This is a genomic window from Micromonospora sp. NPDC047467, from assembly GCF_040643095.1.
Classification (GTDB): domain Bacteria; phylum Actinomycetota; class Actinomycetes; order Mycobacteriales; family Micromonosporaceae; genus Micromonospora.
The window spans coordinates 33,804-59,246 of the sequence record NZ_JBEYTO010000019.1 but is presented as its reverse complement, the minus strand read 5'-3'; the positions used below and the strand labels follow the sequence as shown (position 1 = coordinate 59,246).

Genomic DNA, 25,443 nt, shown 5'->3' with positions numbered 1-25,443 from the left:
TAGTGCCGATGATGATGAGTCGGCTGCTCTTCTGGCCCGGCATTCGGCGGGCCGAATGCCGCCAATCGCACGCAGACAAGATCAAAACGCCCAGTGAGAACTTGTCGCGGAACCCGGTCGGGTGACGCGGCGGCAGGTCAGTTCGGGTGGGCGGGCTGGTCGAGGATGGCGCTGAACCGCTCCTCGGCAAGATCGAGCTGGCCGAAGATGTGCCGCTTCACCGCCAGTGACAGCGGCGTGTCCGGCCGGCCGATCAGGTCCCGGAAGAGCGGCACCAGCGGCCGGTACTTGCGGGCCGACGAGACGACCTTCGGACCGACCGTGTGGATCACCCCAACGCCGTTGTCGGTGAAGTCCGACACCTTGATCACCCGAGCCCAGGGCTCCCGGTCCAGGCTGACCGCCAGGTGCTCCCGGTACTGCTCGTTGCGGTCGCGCCGCGGGTCGTACACCGGGTTGGTGACGGCGGCGACCAGGGTGGCCACCCGGGGCCCGAACCGCGCGGCGAGCGCGGTCAGCGCGGCCTCGGTCGGGTCGGCCCCCGGGTCGCCGTCGGCCAGCTCGACCGGGTGGTCCTCCACCGCGTCGTGCAGCAGGCCGGCGACGATCACGTCCACGTCCCGCACCTGGTAGTGGTGCATGAGCCGGATCGCCACCCGCAGCAGGTGGTTGAGGTAGGGCTCGCGTACCCGACGGTCGTCGCGGTGCAGCTCGGCGGCGAGGTCGAGCGCGGCGGTCAGCCGCGCCCGGGCGGTGTCGTCGAACTGCTGGACTTCCAACCGGAAGCGCTCCAGCAGGCCGGGTTCGCCGTGGATCTCGGTGATCGCGTGCATCGGCATGCTGCCCAGGTGTGGCGGGAAGTCCATGCGTCACTTATAGCCGATCTTCACCACATCGATGATCCCCTGCGTCGCCGACCCGACCACGAGATCTGAGAGGCAACCAGGACGTCCCGGTGCGTGGTCGACTCCGTGTCGCCGACATGGGGGTATCCGAGCACTCGGACACCGCCCTATCGGCGACACGGAGTCGATCAACGGGCGGTCAGATCGGCAGTCGGTCGGCGCCGGCGAGCGGGCCGACCAGCAGCGGGACCAGCGGCGTCGGCAGGAGCGGGTCGCGGCGCAGCGTGGGCGTCCAGCCCGCGTCGGCACCAAAGTCGGGGTCGTGCACCGCGTTGTACGCCGCCAGCAGGTCGACCGGTCGGGCCAGGCCGGCGCCCCGGCGGACCCAGCTGCCCCGCTCGGTCAGCGCCGTGCCGCCCCAGTCGTAGAGCAGGTCGGCCGGGTCGACCGCCGCGTCGAGCGTGAAGAAGTTGTTCTGCGCGTAGATCGCCGACTGGACACCGACGCCGAGCGCGTACTCGAAGGCGTCGCCGCCGAGCCGGTAGTGGTTGTTGTAGACGTCGACCTGCCCGAAACGCACCCGGGGCAGCCGTTGCAGGACACCGTCGAAGAGGTTGTGGTGCAGAGTGACCTTCAGCCGGCCCACGTCCGGGCCGACGGTGTTGGACGAGCCGATCAGCATCAGCTTGTCCCGTCCCGTGAAGCGGTTCCAGGAGGCGGTGACGAGGCTGGCGGTGTGCGTGACGTCCAGCGAGCCGTCGTGCACCTGGTACGGCCGTCCGAAGTAGGTCGGCTGCGCGCTGTCCGGGTTGTCGCCGTCGGTGAACGTGTTGTGGTCGATCCAGACGTGCTCGCTGCGGCGGACCGAGATCTGGTCGTACTGGCTGTTCCAGTTGCCGCTCTCGCCGTCGGTCGGTGACCAGGCGGGGAAGCAGTCCCGGGCGTCGGCGAAGGTCAGGTTGCGCACGATGACGTTCGACGCCCGGTCGATCATGAGGGTGAGGCCGGTCAGCCGTGCGCCACGCAGCCCGACGATCGTGGTGTTGGAGCCGACGTTGATCTGGGTCTGCCGGGTCTGGTTGGCCACCGAGCGCACCCGGGCTTCCTCCAGCGGCCCGGTCGGCGTCACCCGACCCCAGACCGCCGGGTCGTACGCGGCCAGGTAGGCGTCCAGCCGGTACTCCGGGTCGGCCAGGTCGGTGCAGCCCAGCGGCGTGCCGTCGGGTCCTTCGAAGCCGTCGACGGCACCGTCCACGTAGATCAGTTTCGGGGTGGCGTCGGTGGCGTTGCTGGCGTTGTCACCGCCCAGTGCGGCGATCAGCTCGGCCCGGTCGCGGACCACCCGGGTCCGCTCGGGCGCCGCCGTCGAGCCGCCGGTGGTGCCGGCGCCCTCGGCCGCCCAGCCGTCCCGCTCGGGCAGGGCCTGTCGCCCGAGCTGACGGGCAGACCAGGAGAGACGGTCGGCGGGGTCGGGGCGGCCGGCGGCCATGGCCGGCGCGGGTGCGGCACCGAGCAGAAGGGCGACCACAGTCGCGCCGGTGAGTGTTCTGCGCATCGTTTCTTCCCATCGCTGGTGGTGGAGGATCTGTTCCAATGCGGCCCGCAGAAGCTCGTCAGGTTGCCGTCGTTCCCTTAGCCGGTCAGCTCGGCGCGGTACGCCGGAGCCGCCCACGGCACCGCCAGCTCGCTCGGCAGCGCCCCCCGCTCGGCCGCCCGGCGCAGCACGTCGACGACGCCCCGCAGGTGCAGCACCCGGTCCGGGCCGTCGCCCACCGCCGTCACCAGGTCGCCGTCGAGCAGCCGGGGCTCCGGCGCGGCGCGCAACGCGTCCAGCAGCACAGTGAACGGCGCGGTACGGGCCAGCGGGGCGATCAACGGCACCCCGGCCGGGTCGGCGCGGTGGGCGAGCAGGTTCTCCAACAGCCCTCGCCGACCGGGGATCCGGCGGACCACCACGTCGTCGGGCAGCCGCAACCGGTCGGTCGGATATTCCAGCACGGCCTGTCCCGCCGCGCCGGTCACCACGACCTCGCCCGCCACGAACTCCTCGGCCGCGAGGGTGACCGCGGCCAGCACCGGCGGGCCGGCCCGGAACCGGACCCGCAGCACCGCCGTGTCCTCCACCTCGATCGGCCGCACCCGGTAGCGCTCCACCTCGATCGCGATCGGCCACGGTGGGGCGCCGCCGAGCGCCTCGGCGACCGCCAGGCACTGCATCACGGCATGCGCGAGCGGGTTGGCCAGCGCGCCGTCCAGCACCGGCCGGCCGTCCAGACTCCGCCGACCGGCCCACGGTGAGCGGGTGTAGTAGGCGTCCGGCCGCTGCCACGCCGCCACGGTCGCGATGCCGATGACCGTGCCGAGCCGGCCGGCCGACAGCGCGTCGGTCAGCGCGGTCAGCGCCGCCGAGCCGAGCGCCTGGAAGCCGACCTGCGCCACTCGCCCGGTCGCCGCGAGCGCCGCGGTTAGCTCCTCGTGCTCGACCATCGACAGCACCGGCGGCTTCTCCAGCAGCAGGTCCGCGCCAGCGGCCAGGGCGTCCCGGGCGATCGGCAGGTGGGTGTGCGGCGGGGTGCAGATCACGACCACGTCCGGCCGGGTGGCGGCGAGCATCGCCCGATGGTCGGTGAACACCTCCACCCCGGGTGGCACCGGCGCCGCCGGCTCGTCCTCGATGGGGTGGACGTCGACCAGGGCGACCAGCCGCAGCCGGCCGTCGGCGTGCAGCGGCGCGATCACCCGCCGGTGCCACCGGCCGTGCCCGTTCGCGCCGACAACTGCCACCCGGGGCGCCGGCGCCGCCCCGTTCACCGGCCACCGACCGGGCTCAGCCCGCTCACCGCGCACCGGCCAACGTCGCCTCGACGCCGTGTCGCTCCAGCGCGGTCAGCCAGGCGATCACCTCGGCGCGTACCTCGTCGTCCTCGGCCACCTCCACCGGGATGACCTCGCGCAGCGCGAAGACCGCGTCCACGGTGCCCGCCGGGCTCTGCGCTCCGGCGTCCAGGGCGGCCCGGATCGGCCCGGCGAGGGGATCCTGGAACGGCAGCGGCCGGCCGTCGTCGGCGTACCCCAGCGCGAAGCGCAGCCAGGCGGCCACGACCAGCGCGCCCCAGCGCGCGGACCGGCCGGCCGCGCGCAGGTCCACCACGGTGTGCAGGACGCGCTGCGGCAGTTTCTGCGAGCCGTCCATCGCGACCTGGAGGGTGCGGTGCCGGATCGCCGGGTTGGCGAACCGGGCGAGGACCTGCTCGCCGTAGTCGACCACCCGCACCCCGTCCGGCGGGGTGAAGCTCTCCGCCACGTCCTCGGCGATGAGCCGGCGCAGCACGTCGGTCAGGTGCGGGATCTCCAGCGCGTCGGCGATCGTCTCCCGACCGGCCAGCGCCCCCAGGTACGCCACGGCCGAGTGGACGCCGTTGAGCGTGCGCAGCTTCAAGCGTTCCCATGGGCCGGCGTCGCCGGTGAGGACCGCCCCGGCGTGCTCCCAGCCGGGCCGGCCGCCGGGGAAGTCGTCCTCGATCACCCAGTGGGCGTACGGCTCGGCGGCTACCGCCGCCAGGTCGCTCACGCCGAGCGACTGCCGGGCCGCCTCGATCGTCTCCGGGGTGCTGGCCGGCACGATCCGGTCCACCATGGTTCCCGGGCACGTCACGTTGGCGGCCACCCAGTCGACCAGCCCGGCCGGCACCCCCGCGGCCCGGCCCACCGCCTGGTCGACAAGGCCACGCAGCCGACGGCCGTTGGAGGGCAGGTTGTCGCAGCTCACCAGGGCAATCGGCCCGGCGTCCGCGGCGGCGCGGGCGGCCAGCCCGCGCAGCAGCAACCCCGGCACGGTGCCCGGCGGGCGGCCGCCGGCCAGGTCCGCGGCGAGCGCCGCGTCCGGGCACAACCGGCCGGTCACCGGATCGAGTTGGTACGCCTTCTCGGTGACGGTCAGCGTCACCACCCGTACCGCCGGGTCGGCGAGCAGCGCGACCACGGCGTCCGGGTCGCTCGGAGCGTGCCGCACCCCGCTCAGGGCGCCCACCACCCGGGTGGCGCTGCCGGCGGCCGAGAGGGCGCTGACGCTGAACAGGTTGTCCTGCGCGGTGAGCGCCTCGACCAGGGCGGTGCTGCGCGGGGCGACGGCCACGATGCCCCAGTCGCCGCCGGTCGCGCCGATCGCCGCCTCGGTGTAGACGGCCTGGTGCGCCCGGTGGAACGCGCCGAGCCCCAGGTGGACGACGCCCGTCGGCACGGTGCCCGGCCGGACCAGCGGTCGGGCCTCGACGGGCAGCCGGCGCAGCACACCCAGGCCGAGCCGGGACGCGCCGACGGTCACCGCCATGCCGGGCCGTCCGGGAAGCGGAACTCGGCGATCGACGCCGGCTTCATGGTGGCGCTGTAGCCGGGGCGCTCGGGCAGCAGGTACCGGCCGTCGCGGGTGCGGACCGGGTCGACGAAGTGCTCGTGCAGGTGGTCGACGTACTCGACCATCCTGCCGTCCAGCGCGGTGCCGACCCGCAGGTAGTCGAAGACCGCCAGGTGCTGGACGTACTCGCAGAGGCCGACACCACCGGCGTGCGGGCAGACCGGCACCCCGAACTTCGCCGCCAGCAGCAGTTCGGCCAGGACCTCGTTGACGCCGCCGACCCGGCACGCGTCGATCTGCATCACACCGATCGCCTCGGCCTGGAGCAGCTGCTTGAAGATCACCCGGTTGGCGGCCACCTCGCCGGTCGCCACCCGGCACCGGCCGCCGGTCAGCTCGGTCACCGCGCGGGCGATCCGGGCGTGCCCGAGGATGTCGTCGGCGTGCGTCGGCTCCTCGATCCAGTACGGGTCCACCTCGGCCAGCGTCGCCATCGCGGTGATCGCCTCGTCGACGTCCCAGACCTGGTTGGCGTCCATCATCAACAGCGCGTCCGGGCCGATCTCCTCGCGGATGATCCGAGCCCGGCGCAGGTCGTCGGCGAGCGGGCCGCCGACCTTCATCTTCATCGCCCGCCACCCGTCGTCGTACGCCTGCCGGGTCAGCGCCCGCACCTTGTCGTCGGGGTAGCCGAGCCACCCGACGGAGGTGGTATACGAAGGGAAACCGTCCCGCTCCAGCGTCGCCAACCGGTCGGCCAGGCCGTCGCGTCCCTTGTCGAGGATCGCGGCGGCGTCGTCCGGGGTGAGCGCGTCGGTGATGTGCTTGAAGTCGACGCTGGCGACCAGCTCGTCGGTCGGCAGCTCGGCGAGGAACCGCCACATCGGCTTGCCGGCGAGGGTGGCCCGCAGGTCCCACACCGCGTTGACGAGCGCCCCGGTCGCCATGTGGATGACGCCCTTCTCGGGGCCGAGCCAGCGCAGTTGCACGTCGGCGCTGAGCGAGCGCCAGAACGCGACCGGCTCGGCCGCGATCTCCTCGACCGTGCGCCCCCGGACGTGGTGGGCCAGCGCGCGGACCGCCGCGCAGGTGATCTCGTTGCCCCGGCCGTTGGTGAAGGTGAACCCCGCGCCGACCGGCCCGGCGTCGGTGCCGAGCTCCACGTACGTCGCCGAGTAGTCACCCCGGTTGATCGCGTCGGAGCCGTCGCCTCGCGCCGCGGTCGGGAACCGCACGTCGTGCACCTCGACGGAGGTGATGGTGATGGTCACTGGTCAGCGCCTCCGAAGTTGAAGACCCGCTTGGGCAGCCGGTACGCGAGGTCGACGATGGTCTCGGCGGCCTCGTCCATCGGCAGCCGGTGCTCGGCGACCAGCCGGGCCAGGAAGCCGGCGTCGACCCGGCGGGCCACGTCGTGGCGTACCGGGATGGAGCAGAACGCCCGGGTGTCGTCGACGAACCCGGTGGTGTTGTAGAAGCCGGCGCTCTCGGTGACCGTCTCCCGGAACCGGCGCAGCACCTCGGGGGAGTCCAGGAACCACCAGGGCGCGCCGAGCAGCAACGCGGCGTAGCCGCCGGCGAGGGGGGCCAGTTCGCGGGTGAAGGTGTCCTCGTCGAGGGTGTAGAGCACCACCCGCAGCCGGGGGTCGTTGCCGTAGCGCTTCAGCAGCGGGGCGAGCGCGTGCACGTACTCGGTGGCCTGTGGGATGTCCCCGCCGACGTCGCGGCCGTGCCGCGCGTGCAGCCAGCGGTTGTGGTTGCGCACCGCGCCGGGGTGCAGTTGCATGACCAGGCCGTCGTCGAGCGACATCCGGGCGAACTCCATCAGCATGTGCGCCCGGAACGCCTCCGCGTCGGCCGCGTCGGCCTCGCCGCGCAGGCCCCGGTCGTACAGCCGGGCGGCTTCCTCCGGAGTCAGGTCCAGGGTTCGCGCGGTGGGGTGCCCGTGGTCCGAGGAGGTCGCCCCGGCGGCGATGAACGCGGCCCGGCGGGCGCGAAGCGCGGCCAGGTAGCCGGTGTACGTGCCGGTGTCCTCGTCGGCCAGTGCGCCGAGGCGCTGCACGTTTGTCGACCAGCCCTCGAACTCCATGTCCACCACGTCGTCGGGGCGGAACGTGGTGACGACCCGGCCGCCCGGCCCGCCCCAGCCGTCGGCGGCGAGCTTGGCGTGCTGCCCGAGGTCGTCCAGCGGTGACTCGGTGGTGGCCAGCACCTCGATGTTGAACCGCTCGAACAGCGCCCGGGGCCGGAAGTCCGGCTGGGCGAGCCGCGCCGACAGCTCGTCGTAGAGGGTGTCGGCGGTGGCCGGCCCGAGCGGGGTGTCCACCCCGAACACGGTGCGCAACGTCTGCTCCAGCCAGAGCCGCGACGGGGTGCCCCGGAACAGGTGCCAGTGCGCGGCGAAGCGCCGCCAGATCACCCGGCCGTCGGTCTCCGCCGGGCTGCCGTCGCGGGTGGGCACCCCCAACTGCGCCGGGGGTACGCCCTGACTGAGCAGCATCCGGGTCAGGTAGTGGTCGGGCACGATGAGCAGCCGCGCTGGGTCGGGAAACGGCTGGTCCTGCGCGAGCAGGGCCGGGTCGACGTGCCCGTGCGGCGAGATGATGGGCTGCTGCGCGGCGAGGGCGTACAGCTCCCGGGCCAGTGTGCGCTGGCCGGGCTCCGCGGGCAGGAGCAGGTCGGTGTGGTCGAACGTCGGCACGGAGAGGGACTCCTCGTCTCCTGGTCAGCGGGGGGTGAGCAGGTCGGCCACCCGGACCGGCTGCCCGGTCTCGAAGGACCGGTTGGCGGCCAGGCCGGTGAGCAGGGCCAGCGCGCCGTCCTCGGCGGTCGCGGCGCGGTCCAGTGGGTCGGGTTGGCCGCCGAGCAGTACCCCGGTCATCCGGGCGTCCGCGCCGCCGTGGCCATGCCGGGTACGGCCCTCGACCGGGATCTGCCGGGGCGGTGCCCAGAACGGGCGCACGGTGAGCGTCGCGCCGCCGCCCTCGGGTGCCGCCTCGACGCCGTGCAGGGCGGCGCCCTTGACCGCGCCGGCGGTGCCCCGGTCGACGAAGTCGTTCTCGGTGACCTCCAGCTCCAGCCGCCCCCGGCTGCCGTTGACCATCACCCGGTAGCCCTCCCACGGCGCGTACGCGGTGAGGTGGTAGGTCATCGTGGCGCCGGTGGAGTAGCGGGCCAGCACGGCCATGTCGTCCTCGATGCTGACACCGGGGGCGAAGACGTTGCGGTCGCGCTGGTAGCCGTCCTCGGCCTCGGCGTCGAGGTACAGCTCGCGGAGCCGGGGGTGCGCGTCGAGCCGCAACGCGAACGGGTCGTCGGCGGCGGCGGGGGAGCCGTACGCGCGGTCGTAGTCGCGGGCGTAGCCGTGTCGGCGGCCGTCCTCGCCGTAGAAGAACAGCCGGCCGGCCGCGTACACCTCGACCGGGGTGGCCGCCAGCCACCAGTTGACCAGGTCGAAGTGGTGGCTGGCCTTGTGCACCATCAACCCGCCGGAGGTGGCCTTGTCGCGGTGCCAGCGGCGGAAGTAGTCGGCGCCGTGGCGCACGTCGAGCAGCCACTCGAAGTGCACCGAGCCGATCTCGCCGACCGCGCCGTCGGCGAGCAGCCGGCGCACCTGCTCGTGCAGCGGGTTGTAGCGGTAGTTGAAGGCGACGGTCACCCGCCCGCCGGTCTCGGCCACCGCGTCGAGGATCCGCCGGCAGCGCGGCGCGTCCACGGTCATCGGCTTCTCGGTGACGACGTCCCGGCCGGCGCGTAGTGCGGCCACCACGTACTCGTCGTGGGTGACGTCCACGCTGGTGACCAGCACGACGTCGACGCGCTCCTTGTCCAGCATCGCCGCGAAGTCGGCGGCCGGGTAGGTCGGCACCGGGCGGTGGCTCAGCTCGGTCAGCCACCTGTTGTGCGCGTCCATCCGGGCCTGGTTGACGTCGGCGAAGGCGACGAGTTCGGTGGTCTCGGCGTGGTCGAGCACCAGGGCGCGGACGAACATCTCGGCCCGCGCGCCGGTGCCCACGACGGCGTACCGGACCCGCCCGTCGGATCTCGGTGACATTCGGTCGCCTCCCCGGGTGATCCTGCAAAGGTTTGCAGTGAAGTAACCACGATCGATCCAACGTCGTCAACGACGGCGGCACAATCGGCGTCAAATGTCAGTGTTTGCGGGGTTGGATGTCACCACTGAGGACGTTGGCGCAACAGAACCGCAACCATTCACCGTTGACACTGGAGCAACCGTTTGCATTAATGGGCCACACCCACGTGACCGCCGCCACATCGGACGAAGGGGCCGCCGTGCCAGTCACCATCCGGGACGTCGCCCGTGCCTCCGGCGTGCACATCTCCACCGTGTCCCGCACCTTCTCCGCGCCGCACCTGGTCAACCCCGAGACCCGGGTCCGGGTGCTGGCCTGCGCGGAGGACCTGGGCTACCGGCCCAACCGGGCTGCCCGCGCGCTGATCACCGGCCGGACGCACAACATCGGGCTGATCATCGCGGACATCGCGAACCCGTTCTTCCCGCCGCTGATCAAGGCGGCGGAGAGCCAGGCCCGCAACCGCGACTACCACGTCTTCGTGGCCGACACCAATGAGGACCCGGCCGCCGAGGAGGAGCTGGTCCACGCGCTCGCCAAGCAGGTCGACGGGGTGCTGCTGTGCAGCCCGCGGATGAGCAACAGCCTGATCGAACAGCTCAGCCGCGAGGTGCCGCTGGTCGTGGTGAACCGTCAGGTGACCGGCCTGCCCTGCGTCCTGATGGACGTCGGGCAGGGCGCCCGCGCCGCGATCGAGCACCTGATCGGCCTGGGTCACCGCGCCATCGCGCTGCTCGGCGGCCCACGCAGCTCGTGGACCAACCGCGAGATGCGCCGGGCCGCCGCCGCGGCTGCCCGGGCCGGCGGCGCGGAACTGACCCTGCTCGGCCCCAACGCGCCCACCGAGACCGGTGGCTCCGCGGTGGCCGAGCAGGTGCGGCGCAGCGGCGTGTCGGCCGTGCTCGCCTACAACGACCTGATGGCGATCGGCCTCATCGAGGGGCTGGACGCGCTCGGGGTCCGGGTGCCGCAGGAGGTGAGTGTCGTCGGGGTCGACGACATCGCCCTGAGCCGGCTCACCCGCCCCAAACTGACGACGGTGGCCACACCCACCGGGGCCGCCGGCCGGACGGCCGTCGACATGCTGCTGCAACAGGACACCGAGTCACCGCGCGGTGCGCGGGGGTCCGGTGCCGGCACGGCGCTCGGCGTCCGTCGTACCACCGCACAGGTAATGCTCCAGACCGACCTGGTCATCCGCGACTCGACCGGCCCGGGCCCACACGCCCGACCGGCACGTCCCCTGGCCGCACCGCTTGGCCCGGACCCGCATTGCCCTGCGGGCCCGGGCATCCCGACCGCTGCCACCGGTGACGCCGTCGCCTCCTAATGCCGAGGAGTGAGCGCACATGCACCCCGCAACGCCCCCCACCACTGACGCGCCCGTCGGGCGCACTCACCGTACCCCTGCACCTCGGCGGCGGCTGCTGCGCGGCCTGCTCGCCGTGACGGTCGCCCTACCGCTGATGTTCTCCGCCGCCGCCTGCGGAGACGACGAGACCGCCGCCGACCCGAACGCCCCGGTCAAGCTCTCCATCTTCTGGTGGGGCGCCGAGGCGCGGGCCAAGCTGACCGAGGACGCCCTGGCCCTCTACACCAAGAAGAACCCGAACGTGACCTTCGAGAAGACCTGGCAGGCCAACCAGGGCTACTTCGACAAGCTGGCCACGCTCACCGCCGGCGGCAACCCGCCGGACCTGTTCCAGATCGACGACAACTACCTGTCCGAGTACGCGGGACGCAACACCACGCTGGACCTGACCCCGTACCAGGAGTCCGGCAAGCTGGACACCTCCAAGTTCCCCAAGAGCCTCTGGCAGTACGGCGTGGTCGACGGCAAGCTCGCCGGCCTGGCCGCCGGGGAGAACACCCAGGGTCTGGTCTACAACAAGACGCTGCTGACCAAGAACAACCTGCCCGAGCCCACCACCGGGATGACCTGGGAGCAGCACATCGCCTGGGCCGAGGAGGTCTCGAAGAAGACCGGCGTGCCCGGCACCCAGGACCCGAGCGCCGACTACAAGGCGTTCTGGGTCTGGCTTCGCCAGCAGGGCAAGGACCTCTACAAGGGCAAGGAGTTGGGCTTCACCGCCGACGACGTGACCAAGTGGTTCGACCTGTGGAAGGGCGCCCGGGACCGCAAGGCCACCCCCACCCCCGACGTCATCCACGAGGGCAACTCCAGCGACATCAGCAAGCAGTTGGTGGTCACCGGCAAGTCGGCGACCTCCTGGGTCTGGGCCAACCAGATGCCGGACCTGAAGAAGAACACCAAGGACGAGCTGGGCGTGATCGCCTACCCGGGTGACCCGAGCGCGCAGTGGGCCCGGGCCTCGATGTACTGGTCGGTGTTCAAGGGCAGCAAGCACAAGGACATCGCGGTCGACGTGATCAACTTCCTGAACAACGACACCGAGGCGGTCAAGCTGCTCGGCACCGACCGGGGCCTGCCGTCCAACCTGGACCTGCGCCGGGTGGTCAGCGACGACACCACCGACCCGGCGATGAAGCAGTCCATCGCCGTCGAGGCGGAGCTGACCCAGAAGTTCGGCGAGTCCCCGCAGGTGCCGATCAAGGGACACAGCAAGGTCAAGTCCGAGCTGATCAAGGCCGCCGAGAACGCCCAGTACGGCCGCGCCACCCCCGCCCAAGCCGCCGCCCAGTTCGTCGAGGCGTGCAAGGCCGCGATCACCTGACCGCCCCACCAGGCGAGGAGAGGAGTTGTTCGTGGCGTTGACCACGGCACCCGACCCGACCCGACGCGGCCCCGGAACCGACCGGGCCCACGCCGAGAGGCGTGGGCCCGGGCGCATCCGGCACAGCGAAGGTCTGGCGGGGTACGTCTTCCTGTCGCCGTGGCTCATCGGCCTGATGGGTATCACGGCGGTCCCCATGCTGCTGTCGCTCTACCTGAGCTTCACCAACTACGACATCCTCACCCCCTTCTCCGAGGCGCAGTGGGTGGGGTGGGCCAACTACGAGCGGATGTTCACCGCCGACCCGTCGTACTGGCACTCGGTGCGGGTCACCCTGACCTTCGCCCTGGTCGCCGTACCGCTGAAGCTGGCGGCGGCGCTCGGCGTGGCGCTGCTGCTCAACCGCGCCTGGCGCGGCGTCGGGCTGTTCCGTGGCCTGTTCTACCTGCCGTCGCTGCTCGGCGGCAGCGTCGCGCTGGCCATCGTCTGGGTCAACATGTTCAACCGCGACGGCGCGTTCAACTCGCTGCTGAGCCTCGTCGGCATCGAGGGCAAGCCCTGGGTCAACGACCCGGACTGGGCCCTGCAGACGCTGATGGTGCTGGCCATCTGGCAGTTCGGCGCCCCGATGGTGATCTTCCTGGCCGGGCTCAAGCAGGTGCCCACCGAGCTGTACGAGGCCGCGTCGGTCGACGGTGCCAACCGGTTCAGCCAGTTCCGCAACATCACCCTGCCGATGCTCTCGCCGGTGATCTTCTTCAACCTGGTGCTGGAGACGATCAACGGCTTCCAGGGGTTCACCGCCGCGTTCGTGCTCAGCAACGGCACCGGCGGCCCGGTCGACTCCACCCTGATGTACACGCTGAACCTCTACATCACCGGCTTCACCGACCTCGAAATGGGCTACGCCTCGGCGATGGCCTGGGTGTTCCTGCTCGCCATCGCGGTGATCACCGCGATCTTCTTCAGCACCGGGCGGTTCTGGGTGCACTACTCCGACGGGGAGGACCGGTGATGGTGGCGGTGACCTCGACGGCCGGCACGCCGACTCCAACGGCGCCGGTTGCCCGCCGGCGACCCGGCGGTCGGCCGGTGCTGCGACTGCTGATCCTGCTGGCGATCGTCGCCGTGGTGCTCTATCCGCTGATCTGGATGGTGGGCACCTCGGTGAAGTCCCAGGAGGAGATCGTCAACAACATCGGGCTGCTGCCCGAGCGGTTCACCCCGGGCAACTACACCGACGGGTGGTCCAACTTCGACGTCAGCTTCGGCCGGTTCTTCCTCAACAGCGTGATGGTCAGCCTGCTCACCGTCGTCGGCAACGGGCTCTCCTGCCTGCTGGCCGCGTACGCCTTCGCCCGGCTGCGGTTCCGGCTGCGCGGCGTGTGGTTCGCCGTCATGATCGGCACGCTGCTGCTGCCCGGCCACGTGCTGATCGTGCCGCAGTACATCCTGTTCCGCACGCTCGGGCTGGTCGGCGGCGACTGGCCGTACCTGCCGCTGCTGATCCCGCAGTTCCTCGCCACCGAGGCGTTCTTCGTCTTCCTGATGGTGCAGTTCATGCGGGGCGTCCCACGCGAGTTGGACGAGGCAGCCCGGATCGACGGCGCCGGCCCGTACGGCATCTTCCGGTACGTCATCCTGCCGCTGAGCCGTCCCGCGCTGGTCACCACCGCGATCTTCTCGTTCATCTGGACCTGGAACGACTTCTTCCGGCAGTTGGTCTTCCTGTCCCAACTGGAGGACTACACCGTGCCGGTCGCGCTGACCCTGTTCATCGACTCGACCAGCCAGAGCGCGGTCGGGCCGATGTTCGCCATGTCGGTGCTGTCGCTGCTGCCGGTCTTCCTGTTCTTCGTCGCGTTCCAGCGGATGCTCGTCGAGGGGATCAACACCAGTGGCATCAAGGGCTGAACCGGTCGACACCGCCGGGCGGCGGGACTGGCGGGACGTCGCCCGCGACGCCGCCGACCTGGCGCTGCTCGGCGTCCTGCTGACACTCGCGGCGGCACCCCTGTTCACCGCCGCCGCGGCGGCCGGCACGGCCAGCGCGGCCGTGCACGACTGGACGCGTACCGGCAGTTGGCCGTCGGCGCGCACCACCCTGCGCCGGTTCGGCCGGTCGGTGCTGCCCGGCGTGCCGGTCAGCCTGCTCGCGCTCGCCGTGGCCGGGCTGCTCGCCGCCGACCTGGCGGCCCTGGCCACCGGCCGGGTGCCCGGCGGGGCACCGGCTCTGGCGGTGACCGCGCTGGTCACGGCCGGCCTGGCCGGGTACGCCGGGCTGGTCGTCGTCGAGGTGGGCGGGTGCCGGCGGTGGCGGACGGCGGCCCGCCGCGCCGCCCGCGCCTGCCTGGACGCGCCCACCCGCTGGGCCGCGTTGAGCGGGGTGACCGCGCTGGCCGGGCTGCTCGCCGTCCTGGTCACTCCGGTGGCGGTGCCGATCCTCGCCGGTTACACCGTGGCCGCCCTGCACGCCGTCGCCGGCCGCCGTCCGGTCCTGGCCCACCCGGAGCTGCCGTGAGCGCCGAGCCTCCGTCCCGCCACCGCGTCGCCGACCCCGGCCCGGCCACCACGATCGAGGAGCCGGCACGGCTGCTGGTCGACGGGACGGAGGTGGCCCGGTACGTGGTAGACCCAGCGTTGGACGCGCGGCACGGACCCCGGCCGTACCTGCACCCGGTACGTACCCTCGGCGGCACGGTGGTCACCGACGCGCTGCCCGCCGACCACGTGTGGCACCTCGGGGCGTCCCTGGCCGTGCAGGACGTCAACGGCAGCAACCTGTGGGGAGGGCGCACCTACGTCCGCGACGTCGGCTACACGTGGCGCGACGACCACGGCGTCATCGCCCACACCGGCTTCACCGAGCGGGCCGCCGACCGGCTGGAACACCGGTTGGAGTGGCGCGACCCGCACGGGGCGGTGCTGCTCACCGAGCGCCGCCGGCTCACCGCCGTCCCGCTGACGGCGGGCGGACCGCTGGGCGGCGACGGCGAGTTGACCGGAGAGGGACCGCCCGGGGGGTTGTCGGCCTGGCGGCTGGAGATGGACTACACGCTGACCGCCCCGGCTGGGCAGGACGTGCGGCTGGGCAGCCCGGCCACCAACGGCCGCCCCGGTGGCGCCGGTTACGGCGGGTTCTTCTGGCGGGCGGTCTCGACCGAACCGGCGTCGGTGTTCAGCGCCTCGGCGACGGGGGAGGAGGCGGTCAACGGCTCCGCCGAGCCGTGGGTCGCGTTGCGCGGTACCGGGCCGGACGGTAGGGCGTACACCCTGGTCTTCTCCGGTCTGGGGGACGGCGACCGGTGGTTCACGCGGACCGCGATGTATCCGGGCGTGGGGGTGGCGTTCGCGTTCGAGCGGCCGGTCACCATCGCGGCCGGCACGAGCCGGCAGGGCCGCCACGCGGTGGTAGTAGCCGACGGCGCCCTCAACCCGACCACCGGCCAAGCCCTAACCCCCTCCTGGTGTTGACCATGAAGTTGTTGCCGCGACACGCCGGGTGGGTCGGCAACAACTTCATGATCAACGAGGTGAGGAGCGAGGTGAGGAGCGGATGGGCAGGGCGGCCGTTACTCGGATGGCCTTGACGATCGCCGGGATCGAGCCGATCAGCAGCACCAACCCCCAGATGATCGCGATCACCGCGAAGATCAGCGCCGCCACGTCGTCGACGATGCTGACCAGGATCACCGGCACCAGGTTGTGGAGGAACTCCAGCACGACCGTGCACAGCAGCGTGGTGAGGATCAGCAGCACGAGGCCCTTGTTCTGCAGGAAACGCGGCTGGGCCACCAGCAGCAGACCCGCCCAGAGCAGCTTGAGCAGCAGCGCCAACCCCAGCAGCACCGACGCTTCGCCGACCGGGAAGAACCCCCAGAGCGCCAGATACGCCAGGGTGCCGAACGGCACGGCCAGGAACAGCGAAACCATGATCATCAGCTCGACGAACGCGATGATCAGCGCGATCAGCCCGACGATGATCAGGATGATCGAGAAGATCAGGCCGGCGACGCCCTGCACCCGGCCCTGCACTCGCTCGGGCAGCAGCAGGCCCAGGCAGAACAGCCCGGTGCTCCAGACCGCCACCGCGTCGATCAACGCCAGATAGCCGGTGCCGCGACCGGACGGCTCGCTGACGCCGGACACGTCGCCGATCTCCACGTCCAGTTCCCCGGCGCTGTCCGCGAGGGCCGCGCCGGCGTCGGCGCCGCCGAGCAGCAGCCCGGCACCCAACTCCACCCCGATCGCCAGGACGATGGCGAGCATGGCCAGCAGCAGGAACGGCTTGCGCAGGTCACCCACGACGGCACCTTCCTCTCAGGTCACGATCGGGTCAGGACGTGGCCACGACGACCGTGCAGCCACCGAGGCCGGGGCAGGTCAGGCCCACCTCGGTGGCCTGGTCGACGGCGACCTTCGCCACCGCGCCCGTGCCGTCCGACGCCGGCTCGACCTCGTCGCGGATGGTGAGGTCGGCGTCGCCGGGCGCCGGTGCGACGACCGTGAACCGTGCCGCGCTGCGGAGCACCAGGGTGCGCAGCCCACCGGGGTCGGCGACCCGCACCACGCAGCTGCCGGAGAACACCAGCCGGCCCGGCTCGTCGGCACAGTCGGCGCTGACGGTCGCCGGGTCCACCGCGGCACGCTCGCCGCCCAGCGCCCCCAACCGGTCGACCAGTCCGTGCCGGGCACCCGGATCGCCCTGGTCGTCGCGGCCGGTGCCCGCCGCGACCACGAACAGCGCCACCAGGGCGACGGCGAGCAGCCCCAGCAACGCCTTCTGCCGGCCACTCATCGCGGGACGGCCTGCGCCAGGATCTCGGTGAACCGGATCTCGTCGACGCCCGCGAAGTAGCGGTTGGTGCCCTGCGTCTTGCCCACCACCAGCAGGGTGACCTGGTGCGGACCCTTGGTCAGCCGCACCGAGCCGACGTCCAGGAAATCCGTCTTCTGCACCTTCGGGGTGAAGCCGAGGAACGTCCCGCCGACCTGGTCCCCGTCGATGACGAACACCGTGTTGGCGTAGTCGAACGAGGTGGTGCGCACCGCGGCGAACCGCCAGGTGCCGTCGGCCGGGATCTGCACCGTCACGGTGACCTGGTCGCCGACGGCCAGCCCCTGGAAGAAGAGCTGTTCGTCGCCGGACCAGGTCACCGCGCAGCAGTTGGGCTGCGCCACCACGACCGCGCCGCTCGTCCGTGGGGACTCCACCACCGCCGCGTCCACCAGGCTCTCCGCCTCGACGGTGACCACCCTCGGCTCGCCGGGGGCCGGCTCGCCGTCGCGGGTCAACAGCACCACCCCGACGGTCACCACCACCAGCACCATCGCCGCCGCGGCGGCGATCCACAACCATGGGGTACGCCGTGGCGGCGCGACCGCCCGCACCTCGTACGTGACCCGGCCGCTGGAGCGGGAACTCTCCTCCGGCGCGGTGTTCGCCGAGTACGCGAACCCCGTCATGTCGTAGCGCCGGGGTGGGGTGCCCGCCGGCACGGCGAGCTTGACCAGGAACGACACCGAGCCCTGCCCGGGGACCACCCGCTGCGGCTCGGCGACGGTGAACCACGCCCGCTGGGAACCGTCACCGGGCGCGACGTCGAACACCACGGTGTCCGGCGCGTTGCCCGGGTTGGAGACGGTGAAGGTCAGCTCCCCGCTGTTGCGCGGGTCGAGGGTGAACTGCTCGGCGGCGGCGACGACCGCCCACTCGGTGGTCATGACGACTCCTCTTCCAGGACGATCTCGGCGGTGGTCGAGGCGGGTTTCTCCGCCTCGACGATGCGGGTGATCACGGCGAGCTGGCCGGCGGCGGCGGCCGGCACCCGCACCACGACGTGAAAGGGCTGCTCGGCGGGCTCGTCGATGGTGAAGCCCGGCACGCCGGTGGCCAGCTCAAGGGCCCGTCGCATCCCGTACGGGGTGCCGCGCCACCGGGCCAGCAGCGCGCCGTTGGCCACCAGGTCACGCAGCCGGCCCACCGGCAGCGGCAGCGCGGCGTCCGGTCGGGGTGCGGCCACCACGTGGTCCATCGCCACCCAGCGGGTCAGCCGCACGACCAGATGGTCCGGCGCCCGGTACGGGTCGAACAGGGCGTCCACCTCGGCGAGGATCGCCTCGTCCGGGGCGTGCAGCCCCTCCATCACGTCCAGCAGCGCCCAGAGCACGCTGCCCGGCACGCACGCCCGCTGGTACGCGGCGGGCAGCAGCCGCTCAATCGCCGAGCGTCGCATCCTGGCGCACCACCTCGATGTCGTGCTCGCCGGAGCAGAGCAGCCAGGTATCCGGGACGGTCACCACGTCGGCGGTGGCCTGGTTGGCGCTGGGGGTCCAGTCGACGGCCCCGGTGCTGCGGTGGACGCCGCGCTCACCGCCGGCCAGGATCAGCCGCTCCGTCGCGCCGCCCGTTGCCGTGCCACTGGCTGCCGCGCCACTCACGGCGATGGCGTCCACCGGCACGAACCGGGTCCGGTCGCGCAGTGGCAGCCCGCAGTTGACCGACACCGGTTGCCACTGCGGCTGCGCGGCAAGGGTGTCCAGCCGTAGCACCCCGCCGCTCTGCGTGGCCGCCAGCGCCATCGGGCCGGCGAACGCGAGATCCCGGCAGGTGCCGCCGATCCACCCGGCCTGCACCGACTGCCACTGCACGTCCGACTCGAACAGCCGGGTGCGGTGGCAACCCTGCCCGGGTTTCTTCGGGTCCGGCTCACCGGCGCCGCTCCACAACAGCGTCGCCGGGCCGTCGTACTGCACCGACAGCACCCGGTTGTCCACATTGGAGAGACCGACGTGCGCGAAGCTGCCCGGCCGGCCACCGGCCGTCGACAGGTACACCCCGAAGCTGGCCTGCGCCGCCACCGCCACACCGGGGGCGCCCCGCTCGGAGACGAACGCCCGCACCGCGTAGAAACCCCGGTCGGCGTCGGACGGGTCGACGAGGATCTGCAACGGCACCGCGCCGGGCAGCAGCGACACCTCGTACAGGCCGGTGTCGGTCGCCACCAGCAGCGCGCCCGCGCCGTCGCGGTCCAGCCACGCCACGTCGGAGATGCGCGAGTCCAGGTCGGTCAACAGCGACCACGTCTCACCCAGGTCGGTGCTCAGGTGCACCCGGGAGCCGCCGGACGCGCGCAGCGTCACCACGGCCACCGAGCCGGGACGCGGCACGATGCCCGGCCGCACCGGCGCGGGCGCGGGCGCCACCCGCAGCACCGTCTCACCGTCGAACCGGCCGGTCGGCTCCCAGCCCGCGCCAGCGTTGCTGGAGCGGAACAGCACCGGCCCGCGCCCGGCATACCAGGTGCGGGGCTGGTACTGGTCGACGGCGAGGGCGCGTACCTCCGCGTCGGGTGCCTCGTCGACCACGAACCGGACCGACTCGACGTAGCGCACGCCCGGCTCGGCGTGCTCCAGCAGCCGGTACACGTTGGACGCCCGCAGCGGCTCGCCGAACGGCCAGCCCGTCGGGTTGAGCGCGGTGGGCAGCGGGCTCAACGTCTGGTGCAGCCGGTCGTGGATCCGGCGACGGACGGCGTCCACGTCCTCCTCGCGCCGCACCACCACCCGGGCGCGCACCGACACCGCCTTGAACCGGGCCCACGTCGCCCGGGACCGGATGCCCACCATCCGGCGCTGCTCCAGGTCCGCCTCCACGCGGTGCCGCGCCTCGGGCACCTCGTGCTCGCGCAGCACCGCCACCGACAGCCGGCCTCCCGGGCGGACCTCCGGCGGGACGTACGGCACCAGCACCACCTCCACCTCACCCGGCCGGGCGAAGCTGTACACCGCGGCACGGGTGAACGCCCGCGCCCGCGCGACCGCGCCCGAGCTGGTGGCCAGCACCTCGAAGTCGCGGGCGGTGACCGCGCGCTGCTGGGCGAAGAACTCGTACGGGCCGCGTAGCAGCACCGACTCCAGCGCCTCCATGTCCCGCCCGCCGGCGGCCGGCGTGGGGTTGTCGACGCGTACCCCGGGTAGGGGGTCGCGCAGGCTGGTCAGCGTGCCGGCCGCCACGTTGCCGGTGGGCCCGCCGCCGGCCCGGTACCAGAGGCGGACCTGCCGCCCGGCCGGCGGCACCGCCGCCACCGTGACGACCGTCGGGCCGGCCGGCGCGGGCTCGCCGGGCGGGCGCAGGTCGAGGGCGGGGGCGAAGGTGATCGTGCCCGAGCAGCGGTCCACCAGGTACGCCTTGGCCTGCGGGCCGAGCCCGGCGAAACTGTCCACCGGCCGCCAGATCTCGAACGTGCGCCCGTCGTGCTCGCGGGCCGCCGTCCCCAGCTCCACCGAGCCGGCCGGCACCTCCACCCCGAGCAGCAGGTCCAGCGGCTCGGCGGTGTGCGCCAGCGGGGCCTGGGACGCCCGCAACACCTGCCCCGGCTGGCCGGTGCCGACACCCAGCAGCTCCGCCTCCACCGGCTCGCAGTGGTGCATCCGGACCGTCACCGACGCCTCGCCGGCCGGCAGCAGCGCCGGCTCGGTGGTGACGAACACGACCGGCCGGGGATCCGCGCCGCGCGCCGCCGCGACCCGCAGGCCGGCCGGGATCCGCACCGCGCCCCGGTCGGTGCCGCTGCGGGTGAACCGCACGTCCGCCCAGGCCGCCGTGGGCGCGTGCCGCGCCACCCCGAGCAGGTTCAGAAACGAGACGTACGCCTTCTCCGGCAACTGGTTCAGCCGGTAGATCATCACCTCGGTCAGGTGCGCGAACGCCTCCACCAGCGCCATGCCCGGGTCGTGCGCGGACAGGTCGGTCCAGGCCGGGCAGGACTGGCGGATCCGCTCACGGGCCTCGGTGACCAGGTCGAGGAACCCACGGTCGTCCAGGTGCGGCACGGGCAGCGTCATGACGGTCCTCCCGGGTCGTCGGCGGGGAGCAGATCCACGGAGAACACCAACTGCCCGGGCGTCAGGCTGGCCCGCACCCGGTAGTCCAGCCGGATCACCAGCCGCCACGCGTCGTCCGGGTCCGGCCCGGCGTCCACATCGATCACCTCGACCCGGGGCTCCCAGCGGGCGATGGCCTGCCGGACGTAGTGGATGGCCAGGCCGGCCGTCGTGTCGTCGTTGGGCGCGAAGATCAGCCGGTGCAGCCGTGACCCGTACCCGGGCCGCATCAGCCGCTCGCCCGGTGTCGTCGACAACAGCAGACACAACGCCTGGCGTACGCTCTCGTCGCCGTCGGTCATCGCCAGGCCGCCCGCGGCGGTGAGCGCCAACCCGCCGGTACGGCCGGCGTCGAAGCCGGCGCCCACGAACCGGAACGCCCTCACCGGTCCGCCCCCAGGAATTGCTGGCGCGGGTCGCGCACCGTGTGCTTGACGAGCCCTGGCGGCGTGCCGTTGGTGAACCCCTCCAGGTGCGACAGCACCACTCGGTGCCCGTCGACGCGCAGCCATTCGCTGTAACCGACCCGGACGGTCAGCGTGTTCGTGCACGGCTTGATGGTCGGGCCGTAGTTCGGGCAGGCGACGATCTTCCGGCCCTCCGGGTCGTCGTCCACCAGCACCGGCACGGCGGTGATGGTCACCCACCGCTGCGACGGCTGGTTCTCGACCCGGCCGTCGTGGTCACAGGTGATCACCGAGTCGCGGTGGATCCAGCGCATCAGCCGCCTCCCTCGTGATGTGCGCGGGCGAGCGCACGAGCGCGCTGCGCCGCGGTGGTCGGATCCTCGGGCGATTCGGCGTGCAGGAAGTCCACGCTGCGGGCGCGGACCACCATGGCCTGCCCGGGCGCGGAGATCACCAGGTCGGTCGCCGCGTGCAGGGTCGCCAGATCGGGCGTCAGCTCCAGGAAGCTGCCGCCCTCGGTCCCCAGCCGCAGGCTGCGCTGGACGTCGTCCACGACGATCGACTGCCCACCTGCGGTGCGCAGCGACCAGCGTCGGGCCCGCCCGTCGTCGATGCCCGCGTCGTACGGCTCGACGGCGCCGAAGAGCGAGCCCAGCACGATGCCCGAGGCCGGCTCGCCGCCCGGCAGCACCACCAGCACGGTGTCGTCCGGGTCGGGCAGCGCCACCAGCCCCTTGCCGCGCCCCGCACCCGGGCAGAGCACGCCGAGCCAGCCGGCGTCCAGGTCCCCGTACGCCGGCAGGGTCAGCCGTACCCGGCCCAGCCCGTCCGGGTCGGCGACGTCGGTGACGGTGCCGAGCGTGACCACCGCACCGGCGCTCGTCGGATGGGACGGTGCTGCCGGCGGCACGGTGGAGAACCGGGTCAGGTGCCCGTTGCCGTCCACGGTGTGCACCACCTCGGTCAGCACGTACGCCCCGGCGACCGCGTCCGGCACGCCTGTCAACGCGATCCGTCGGCCCGGCCGCAGCGCCGGATCGCCGTCGGCCACCCCCTCGGCGGTGACCAGTGCGGCGGCGCGCGTGTCCAGCCGTGCCTGGGCCAGCGCCGCCAACTCGTCGTCGCTGCGGCCGGGCTGGTCCACCGCCGTGCGTACCCCGTCGGCGCCCACGTCGGCCGGGTCCGGCCGGTCCCGGGTCGGCCGCCCGCAGCGCGCCTCGTCGACCTGCTGGCTGATCGGCTCGGCCCGCTGCGGATGCCAGCCCAGCGCCGCGCTCGCGCCGCTGGCCTGGTCGGCGTTCGTAGCCAACCGCAGGGTGTGCACGTCCACGCCGAGAGCCAACGCGACCGGCTCGCCGTAGCCGGCCAGGGTGATCAGGCGTACCCCGTCGCCGTCGGCGGCCAGGTGCAGCCCGGCCCGGCCGGTCACCTCGCACAGCAGCTCAAGGTCGCTGTGCCGGTGCTGCAACAGACGCTCCAGCCGTGGCCCGTCGCTGTCGGCGGTCACGGTCAACCCCACCTCGCCGCACAGCTCACCGGCCAGTTCGGCCGCCGTCACCGACGTGAAGACCCGCAGCCCCTGCCGCTTGCGCAGCCGGTGCAACGCGTCGTACGCCCGCAGCCTCAGCACCGCCGCGCCATCGGCGGCGTACTCGACCTCCACGCAGGTGACCTCCCCGGTGAACAGCGCGTCGGCATGGTCGGCGAGCCGCACGTCGAGGGTCGTGCCCGGCCGCACCGGGGGGTCGAACGCGCCGATCCCGGCGCCGGTGGCGAGCACCAACTCGGCCTGGGTGGGCTGGTCGAGTCGCGCGGACACCCGCAGCGAGCGGACCCGCTGGCGGGCCGCAACGCTCAGCTCGGCGCCGTCCAGCAGGACGGTCAACGCCCGGGGCGCGATGCTCGTCATGGCGTACCCCCCGGGTCGGTGCCGCCTGGGTTGGTGCCGCTTGGCTCGGTGCTGCTCGGGTCGGTGCCGCCTGGGTTGGTGCTGCCGGGGCTCGGGCTGGTTGGGGTGGGGGTGGGTGTGGGGCTGGTGGTCGGGGACCGGCCTGCGGCGGCGGTGGCGACGGACGTGCCCACGAACGACGCGCCGGCGCCCACCGCGCCCGCCACCGCCCGGGCCATCCCGGTCAGCGTCAACCCGCCGCCGCCGTCCGTGCCCCCGATGCCCCCGCCGCCGATGCCGCCGCCCCCGATGCCGATGCCGCCGCCCGGCGTGCTGGTGGGGGGCGGGACGGCCAGTGTGGTGCCGGCCGGCACCGCCAGCGGATCGGTGATCCGGTTGTGTTCGGCCAGCAACCGCCAGCGCAGCGGCGACCCCAGCGCGTCGTTGGCCAGCAGATCGAAGCGCACCCCGGTGCGGCCCGGCTCGGCGGCACCGTCACCGGCGGCGACCACCGCGCTGCCGGGGGCGGCGGTCGGGGTGCTCGCGGCGGCCAACTCCTCGGCGAATCCGGCCTCCGCCTGGTCGGCCGTCTCGGCGGCCCGGACCAGCTTCAGCCGCAACCAGGAACGCCGCGGTGAACCGGTACCGGTGAACGCGTCGAACCGCTCGGCCACCGCGATGATCACGCCCGGCACGTTCCAGGTCTTGCCCCAGACCAGCCGCACCAGCGGCGGTCGCAGCCACCCGTGCTCGGCGCTGGAGTTCTCCGCCAGCATCCACAACGGACGGGTGAGCACCCGCACGTCGGCCGGGCGGACCTGCGCCTCCACGAAGTCGACGTCGAAGAGCAGGTCGAGCACCAGTTCGGTGCGACCGCCGCCGGTGAAGACCAGCGGATCGTCCGCCAGCCCGGACCCGGTGAGCTGCCCGCCGGCCACGCCCCGATGACGTACCCCGGCGAGCCTGGTCACCTGCACGGTCTCCGGGTTGAGCAGGCAGTCAACCCGCTCCCCGGAGGAGTCGATGAGGAAGGCGACGCGTTCCATCAGCCGCCCGCCTGTTCCCGATCCAGCCGGTCCACCTGGGTCGCGCCCAGCGTCTCGCCGGGCACCGCCCACAGCGGTCGGTCATCCGGCAACGCCGGCCACGGGTCGGCAGTCCCGGACGCCCATCCGCCGTTCCTCAGTCCACCGGCCTCGCCAGTCGCAGCGGCCAACTGTCCGGGCCACGCCGTCTCGTCTGGCAGCGCAGGCCAGGGCCCGCTGCCGGCGGCGCGAGCCACCTCAAGCGGCCCGCCGCCAGCCTCGCCCCCCGTACCCGCTGCGGTAACGTCGCCACCACCCGCTACGAACCGGCTACCCAAGCCGCCTCCAGCTACGAACCCGGCGCCGGCGGCAAACCCCGCACCTACCGCAAATCCAGTCCCTGCCGCGAGCGCCGCCCTCGCTGTCGACCCGTGCCGTGCCGCGAGCCCGGCCCCGGCTGTCAACCCGGCCTCTGCCGCGAGCCCGGCTTCTGTTGTCAACCCTGCGGCGGTCGCCCCGGAACCTTCGACGGCCCTCGTACCGGGCGGCCTCGCGCCCGCCGCGAACGCGGCAGCCGCCGAACCGCTCTGCCCGGCCGGCCAGGGGACTTCGCGCGAACCCCGTTCAGACCATCCGCCGTCCACCGCCGACCTGCCGAGATCACCACGAGCGCCCGGATCATTCGGTGCGAACCGACCGCCCTCGACTCCGCGATGGCCGCCCCGGACTCCACGCTGGCCGCCCTCGACTCCGCGTTGGTCGCTCTTGACTTCGCGCTGGTCGCTCTTGACTTCGCGTTGGTCGCCTACGACTGCGCGCTGATCGCCGCCGACCCCGCGTTGGTCGCCGTCGACTTCGCGCTGACCGCCCTCGACTCGGCGTCGGTCGCCCTCGACTGCGCGTTGGTCGCCGCCGATCCCGTGTTGCTCGCCGTCGGCTGCGCGTTGGTCGCCGTCGATTCCGCGTTGGCTGTCGCCGGATCGCCGATGGCCGCTCGCCAAGCCGCGCTGGTCACCAGGCCATCGTGTGTCGTGCCCGAGCCCTCGCGGGTCGTCCTGGAAGGCGCGCGGGTTGCCCCCGAACTCGCTTCGCTCGCCTCCGAACCCATCGTCAGCCCCATGCGCGGTCGCCCCCACCGAACGCCCTCGCGCCTCCGATGCGGACCGCCCCCAACCCCGCAAACCCGTCCCAAACCAACCCCAGCCCCCTGAGTACCGACCGCCGTCCGGAGTCGCAGCAGATCTTGGA

23 protein-coding genes are annotated in these 25,443 nt (G+C 72.9%); 7 read left to right on the top strand and 16 right to left on the bottom strand.

Translation table 11 applies throughout. The annotated features are described in order from the left end of the window. Positions 1 to 137: 137 nt before the first annotated feature. From ABZ780_RS31275 to ABZ780_RS31245, 7 genes are all read right to left on the bottom strand, one after another. Entirely contained in the window at positions 138 to 866 is a 729-nt protein-coding gene (locus tag ABZ780_RS31275) for an HD domain-containing protein (RefSeq protein ID WP_357000507.1), read from the bottom strand. Between the two features lie 178 nt (positions 867 to 1,044). Beyond that, positions 1,045 to 2,400, bottom strand: a complete 1,356-nt coding sequence (locus ABZ780_RS31270; RefSeq protein WP_357488341.1) for a polysaccharide lyase family 1 protein — start codon at positions 2,398 to 2,400, stop codon at positions 1,045 to 1,047. Positions 2,401 to 2,477: 77 nt separating this feature from the next. Beyond that, a complete protein-coding gene (locus tag ABZ780_RS31265) occupies positions 2,478 to 3,656 on the bottom strand; it encodes a Gfo/Idh/MocA family oxidoreductase (protein ID WP_357000513.1) in 1,179 nt (392 codons plus the stop codon). 25 nt (positions 3,657 to 3,681) lie between these two features. Next, the gene (locus ABZ780_RS31260; protein ID WP_357488340.1) at positions 3,682 to 5,175 is read right to left on the bottom strand and encodes a mannitol dehydrogenase family protein; all 1,494 of its coding nucleotides are present in this window, start codon (positions 5,173 to 5,175) and stop codon (positions 3,682 to 3,684) included. Beyond that, positions 5,166 to 6,470: an enolase C-terminal domain-like protein gene (locus ABZ780_RS31255; protein WP_357000519.1), complete on the bottom strand. Its 1,305-nt coding sequence runs from the start codon at positions 6,468 to 6,470 to the stop codon at positions 5,166 to 5,168. The genes ABZ780_RS31260 and ABZ780_RS31255 overlap by 10 nt, the downstream gene beginning before the upstream one ends. Next, positions 6,467 to 7,900 (bottom strand): glucuronate isomerase, encoded by a 1,434-nt coding sequence (gene uxaC / locus ABZ780_RS31250; RefSeq protein ID WP_357488339.1) that lies wholly within the window; start codon positions 7,898 to 7,900, stop codon positions 6,467 to 6,469. Before uxaC ends, ABZ780_RS31255 begins: the two co-directional genes overlap by 4 nt. Before the next feature lie 24 nt (positions 7,901 to 7,924). Next, on the bottom strand, positions 7,925 to 9,253 hold the full coding sequence (locus tag ABZ780_RS31245) for a Gfo/Idh/MocA family oxidoreductase (RefSeq protein ID WP_357000525.1): 1,329 nt from the start codon (positions 9,251 to 9,253) through the stop codon (positions 7,925 to 7,927). Between the two features lie 239 nt (positions 9,254 to 9,492). Here ABZ780_RS31245 and ABZ780_RS31240 point away from each other — a divergent pair, with 239 nt between their 5' ends. Genes ABZ780_RS31240 through ABZ780_RS31215 form a run of 6 tightly spaced genes read left to right on the top strand, consistent with a single transcriptional unit; the run spans position 9,493 to position 15,463 of the window. Then, positions 9,493 to 10,623: a LacI family DNA-binding transcriptional regulator gene (locus ABZ780_RS31240; protein WP_357488338.1), complete on the top strand. Its 1,131-nt coding sequence runs from the start codon at positions 9,493 to 9,495 to the stop codon at positions 10,621 to 10,623. Positions 10,624 to 10,642: 19 nt separating this feature from the next. Further along, the gene (locus ABZ780_RS31235; protein ID WP_357488337.1) at positions 10,643 to 11,989 is read left to right on the top strand and encodes an extracellular solute-binding protein; all 1,347 of its coding nucleotides are present in this window, start codon (positions 10,643 to 10,645) and stop codon (positions 11,987 to 11,989) included. A gap of 31 nt (positions 11,990 to 12,020) precedes the next feature. Beyond that, positions 12,021 to 13,004: a sugar ABC transporter permease gene (locus tag ABZ780_RS31230; RefSeq protein WP_357000532.1), complete on the top strand. Its 984-nt coding sequence runs from the start codon at positions 12,021 to 12,023 to the stop codon at positions 13,002 to 13,004. Further along, positions 13,004 to 13,903, top strand: a complete 900-nt coding sequence (locus ABZ780_RS31225; RefSeq protein ID WP_357000535.1) for a carbohydrate ABC transporter permease — start codon at positions 13,004 to 13,006, stop codon at positions 13,901 to 13,903. Before ABZ780_RS31230 ends, ABZ780_RS31225 begins: the two co-directional genes overlap by 1 nt. Next, the gene (locus tag ABZ780_RS31220) at positions 13,887 to 14,510 is read left to right on the top strand and encodes a hypothetical protein (protein WP_357488336.1); all 624 of its coding nucleotides are present in this window, start codon (positions 13,887 to 13,889) and stop codon (positions 14,508 to 14,510) included. The genes ABZ780_RS31225 and ABZ780_RS31220 overlap by 17 nt, the downstream gene beginning before the upstream one ends. Beyond that, positions 14,507 to 15,463 carry a PmoA family protein gene (locus ABZ780_RS31215; protein ID WP_357488335.1) on the top strand — a complete coding sequence of 319 codons (957 nt, stop codon included), beginning with the start codon at positions 14,507 to 14,509 and terminating at the stop codon, positions 15,461 to 15,463. Before ABZ780_RS31220 ends, ABZ780_RS31215 begins: the two co-directional genes overlap by 4 nt. A 51-nt stretch (positions 15,464 to 15,514) precedes the next feature. On the opposite strand, the gene ABZ780_RS31210 is transcribed toward ABZ780_RS31215, so the two are convergent. Genes ABZ780_RS31210 through ABZ780_RS31170 form a run of 9 tightly spaced genes read right to left on the bottom strand, consistent with a single transcriptional unit; the run spans position 15,515 to position 24,216 of the window. Next, the gene (locus ABZ780_RS31210; RefSeq protein WP_357488334.1) at positions 15,515 to 16,294 is read right to left on the bottom strand and encodes a hypothetical protein; all 780 of its coding nucleotides are present in this window, start codon (positions 16,292 to 16,294) and stop codon (positions 15,515 to 15,517) included. A 31-nt stretch (positions 16,295 to 16,325) separates the two neighbouring features. Continuing rightward, on the bottom strand, positions 16,326 to 16,787 hold the full coding sequence (locus ABZ780_RS31205) for a hypothetical protein (RefSeq protein WP_357000546.1): 462 nt from the start codon (positions 16,785 to 16,787) through the stop codon (positions 16,326 to 16,328). Then, positions 16,784 to 17,713, bottom strand: a complete 930-nt coding sequence (locus tag ABZ780_RS31200; protein WP_357488333.1) for a hypothetical protein — start codon at positions 17,711 to 17,713, stop codon at positions 16,784 to 16,786. The genes ABZ780_RS31205 and ABZ780_RS31200 overlap by 4 nt, the downstream gene beginning before the upstream one ends. Continuing rightward, positions 17,710 to 18,225, bottom strand: a complete 516-nt coding sequence (locus ABZ780_RS31195; protein ID WP_357488332.1) for a phage tail protein — start codon at positions 18,223 to 18,225, stop codon at positions 17,710 to 17,712. The genes ABZ780_RS31200 and ABZ780_RS31195 overlap by 4 nt, the downstream gene beginning before the upstream one ends. Continuing rightward, entirely contained in the window at positions 18,206 to 20,836 is a 2,631-nt protein-coding gene (locus tag ABZ780_RS31190) for a putative baseplate assembly protein (RefSeq protein WP_357488331.1), read from the bottom strand. The genes ABZ780_RS31195 and ABZ780_RS31190 overlap by 20 nt, the downstream gene beginning before the upstream one ends. Further along, positions 20,833 to 21,261, bottom strand: a complete 429-nt coding sequence (locus tag ABZ780_RS31185) for a GPW/gp25 family protein (RefSeq protein ID WP_357488330.1) — start codon at positions 21,259 to 21,261, stop codon at positions 20,833 to 20,835. The genes ABZ780_RS31190 and ABZ780_RS31185 overlap by 4 nt, the downstream gene beginning before the upstream one ends. Then, entirely contained in the window at positions 21,258 to 21,596 is a 339-nt protein-coding gene (locus tag ABZ780_RS31180; protein ID WP_357488329.1) for a hypothetical protein, read from the bottom strand. Before ABZ780_RS31180 ends, ABZ780_RS31185 begins: the two co-directional genes overlap by 4 nt. Next, positions 21,596 to 23,191, bottom strand: a complete 1,596-nt coding sequence (locus ABZ780_RS31175) for a contractile injection system protein, VgrG/Pvc8 family (RefSeq protein ID WP_357488328.1) — start codon at positions 23,189 to 23,191, stop codon at positions 21,596 to 21,598. Before ABZ780_RS31175 ends, ABZ780_RS31180 begins: the two co-directional genes overlap by 1 nt. Then, positions 23,188 to 24,216: a hypothetical protein gene (locus ABZ780_RS31170; RefSeq protein ID WP_357488327.1), complete on the bottom strand. Its 1,029-nt coding sequence runs from the start codon at positions 24,214 to 24,216 to the stop codon at positions 23,188 to 23,190. The genes ABZ780_RS31175 and ABZ780_RS31170 overlap by 4 nt, the downstream gene beginning before the upstream one ends. A gap of 692 nt (positions 24,217 to 24,908) precedes the next feature. Here ABZ780_RS31170 and ABZ780_RS31165 point away from each other — a divergent pair. Then, positions 24,909 to 25,406, top strand: coding sequence for a hypothetical protein (locus ABZ780_RS31165; RefSeq protein WP_357488326.1), 498 nt, complete (start codon positions 24,909 to 24,911; stop codon positions 25,404 to 25,406). The last annotated feature ends 37 nt before the right edge of the window (positions 25,407 to 25,443 follow it).

What these genes read in the sequence shown, in the direction of transcription:
- ABZ780_RS31275 (WP_357000507.1), bottom strand. Translation starts at nt 866, where the DNA reads ATGGACTTCCCGCCACACCTGGGCAGCATGCCGATGCACGCGATCACC.
- ABZ780_RS31270 (WP_357488341.1), bottom strand. Translation starts at nt 2,400, where the DNA reads ATGCGCAGAACACTCACCGGCGCGACTGTGGTCGCCCTTCTGCTCGGT.
- ABZ780_RS31260 (WP_357488340.1), bottom strand. Translation starts at nt 5,175, where the DNA reads ATGGCGGTGACCGTCGGCGCGTCCCGGCTCGGCCTGGGTGTGCTGCGC.
- ABZ780_RS31245 (WP_357000525.1), bottom strand. Translation starts at nt 9,253, where the DNA reads ATGTCACCGAGATCCGACGGGCGGGTCCGGTACGCCGTCGTGGGCACC.
- ABZ780_RS31235 (WP_357488337.1), top strand. Translation starts at nt 10,643, where the DNA reads ATGCACCCCGCAACGCCCCCCACCACTGACGCGCCCGTCGGGCGCACT.
- ABZ780_RS31225 (WP_357000535.1), top strand. Translation starts at nt 13,004, where the DNA reads ATGGTGGCGGTGACCTCGACGGCCGGCACGCCGACTCCAACGGCGCCG.
- ABZ780_RS31205 (WP_357000546.1), bottom strand. Translation starts at nt 16,787, where the DNA reads ATGAGTGGCCGGCAGAAGGCGTTGCTGGGGCTGCTCGCCGTCGCCCTG.
- ABZ780_RS31200 (WP_357488333.1), bottom strand. Translation starts at nt 17,713, where the DNA reads ATGACCACCGAGTGGGCGGTCGTCGCCGCCGCCGAGCAGTTCACCCTC.
- ABZ780_RS31195 (WP_357488332.1), bottom strand. Translation starts at nt 18,225, where the DNA reads ATGCGACGCTCGGCGATTGAGCGGCTGCTGCCCGCCGCGTACCAGCGG.
- ABZ780_RS31190 (WP_357488331.1), bottom strand. Translation starts at nt 20,836, where the DNA reads ATGACGCTGCCCGTGCCGCACCTGGACGACCGTGGGTTCCTCGACCTG.
- ABZ780_RS31180 (WP_357488329.1), bottom strand. Translation starts at nt 21,596, where the DNA reads ATGCGCTGGATCCACCGCGACTCGGTGATCACCTGTGACCACGACGGC.
- ABZ780_RS31175 (WP_357488328.1), bottom strand. Translation starts at nt 23,191, where the DNA reads ATGACGAGCATCGCGCCCCGGGCGTTGACCGTCCTGCTGGACGGCGCC.
- ABZ780_RS31170 (WP_357488327.1), bottom strand. Translation starts at nt 24,216, where the DNA reads ATGGAACGCGTCGCCTTCCTCATCGACTCCTCCGGGGAGCGGGTTGAC.
- ABZ780_RS31165 (WP_357488326.1), top strand. Translation starts at nt 24,909, where the DNA reads ATGGCCGCCCCGGACTCCACGCTGGCCGCCCTCGACTCCGCGTTGGTC.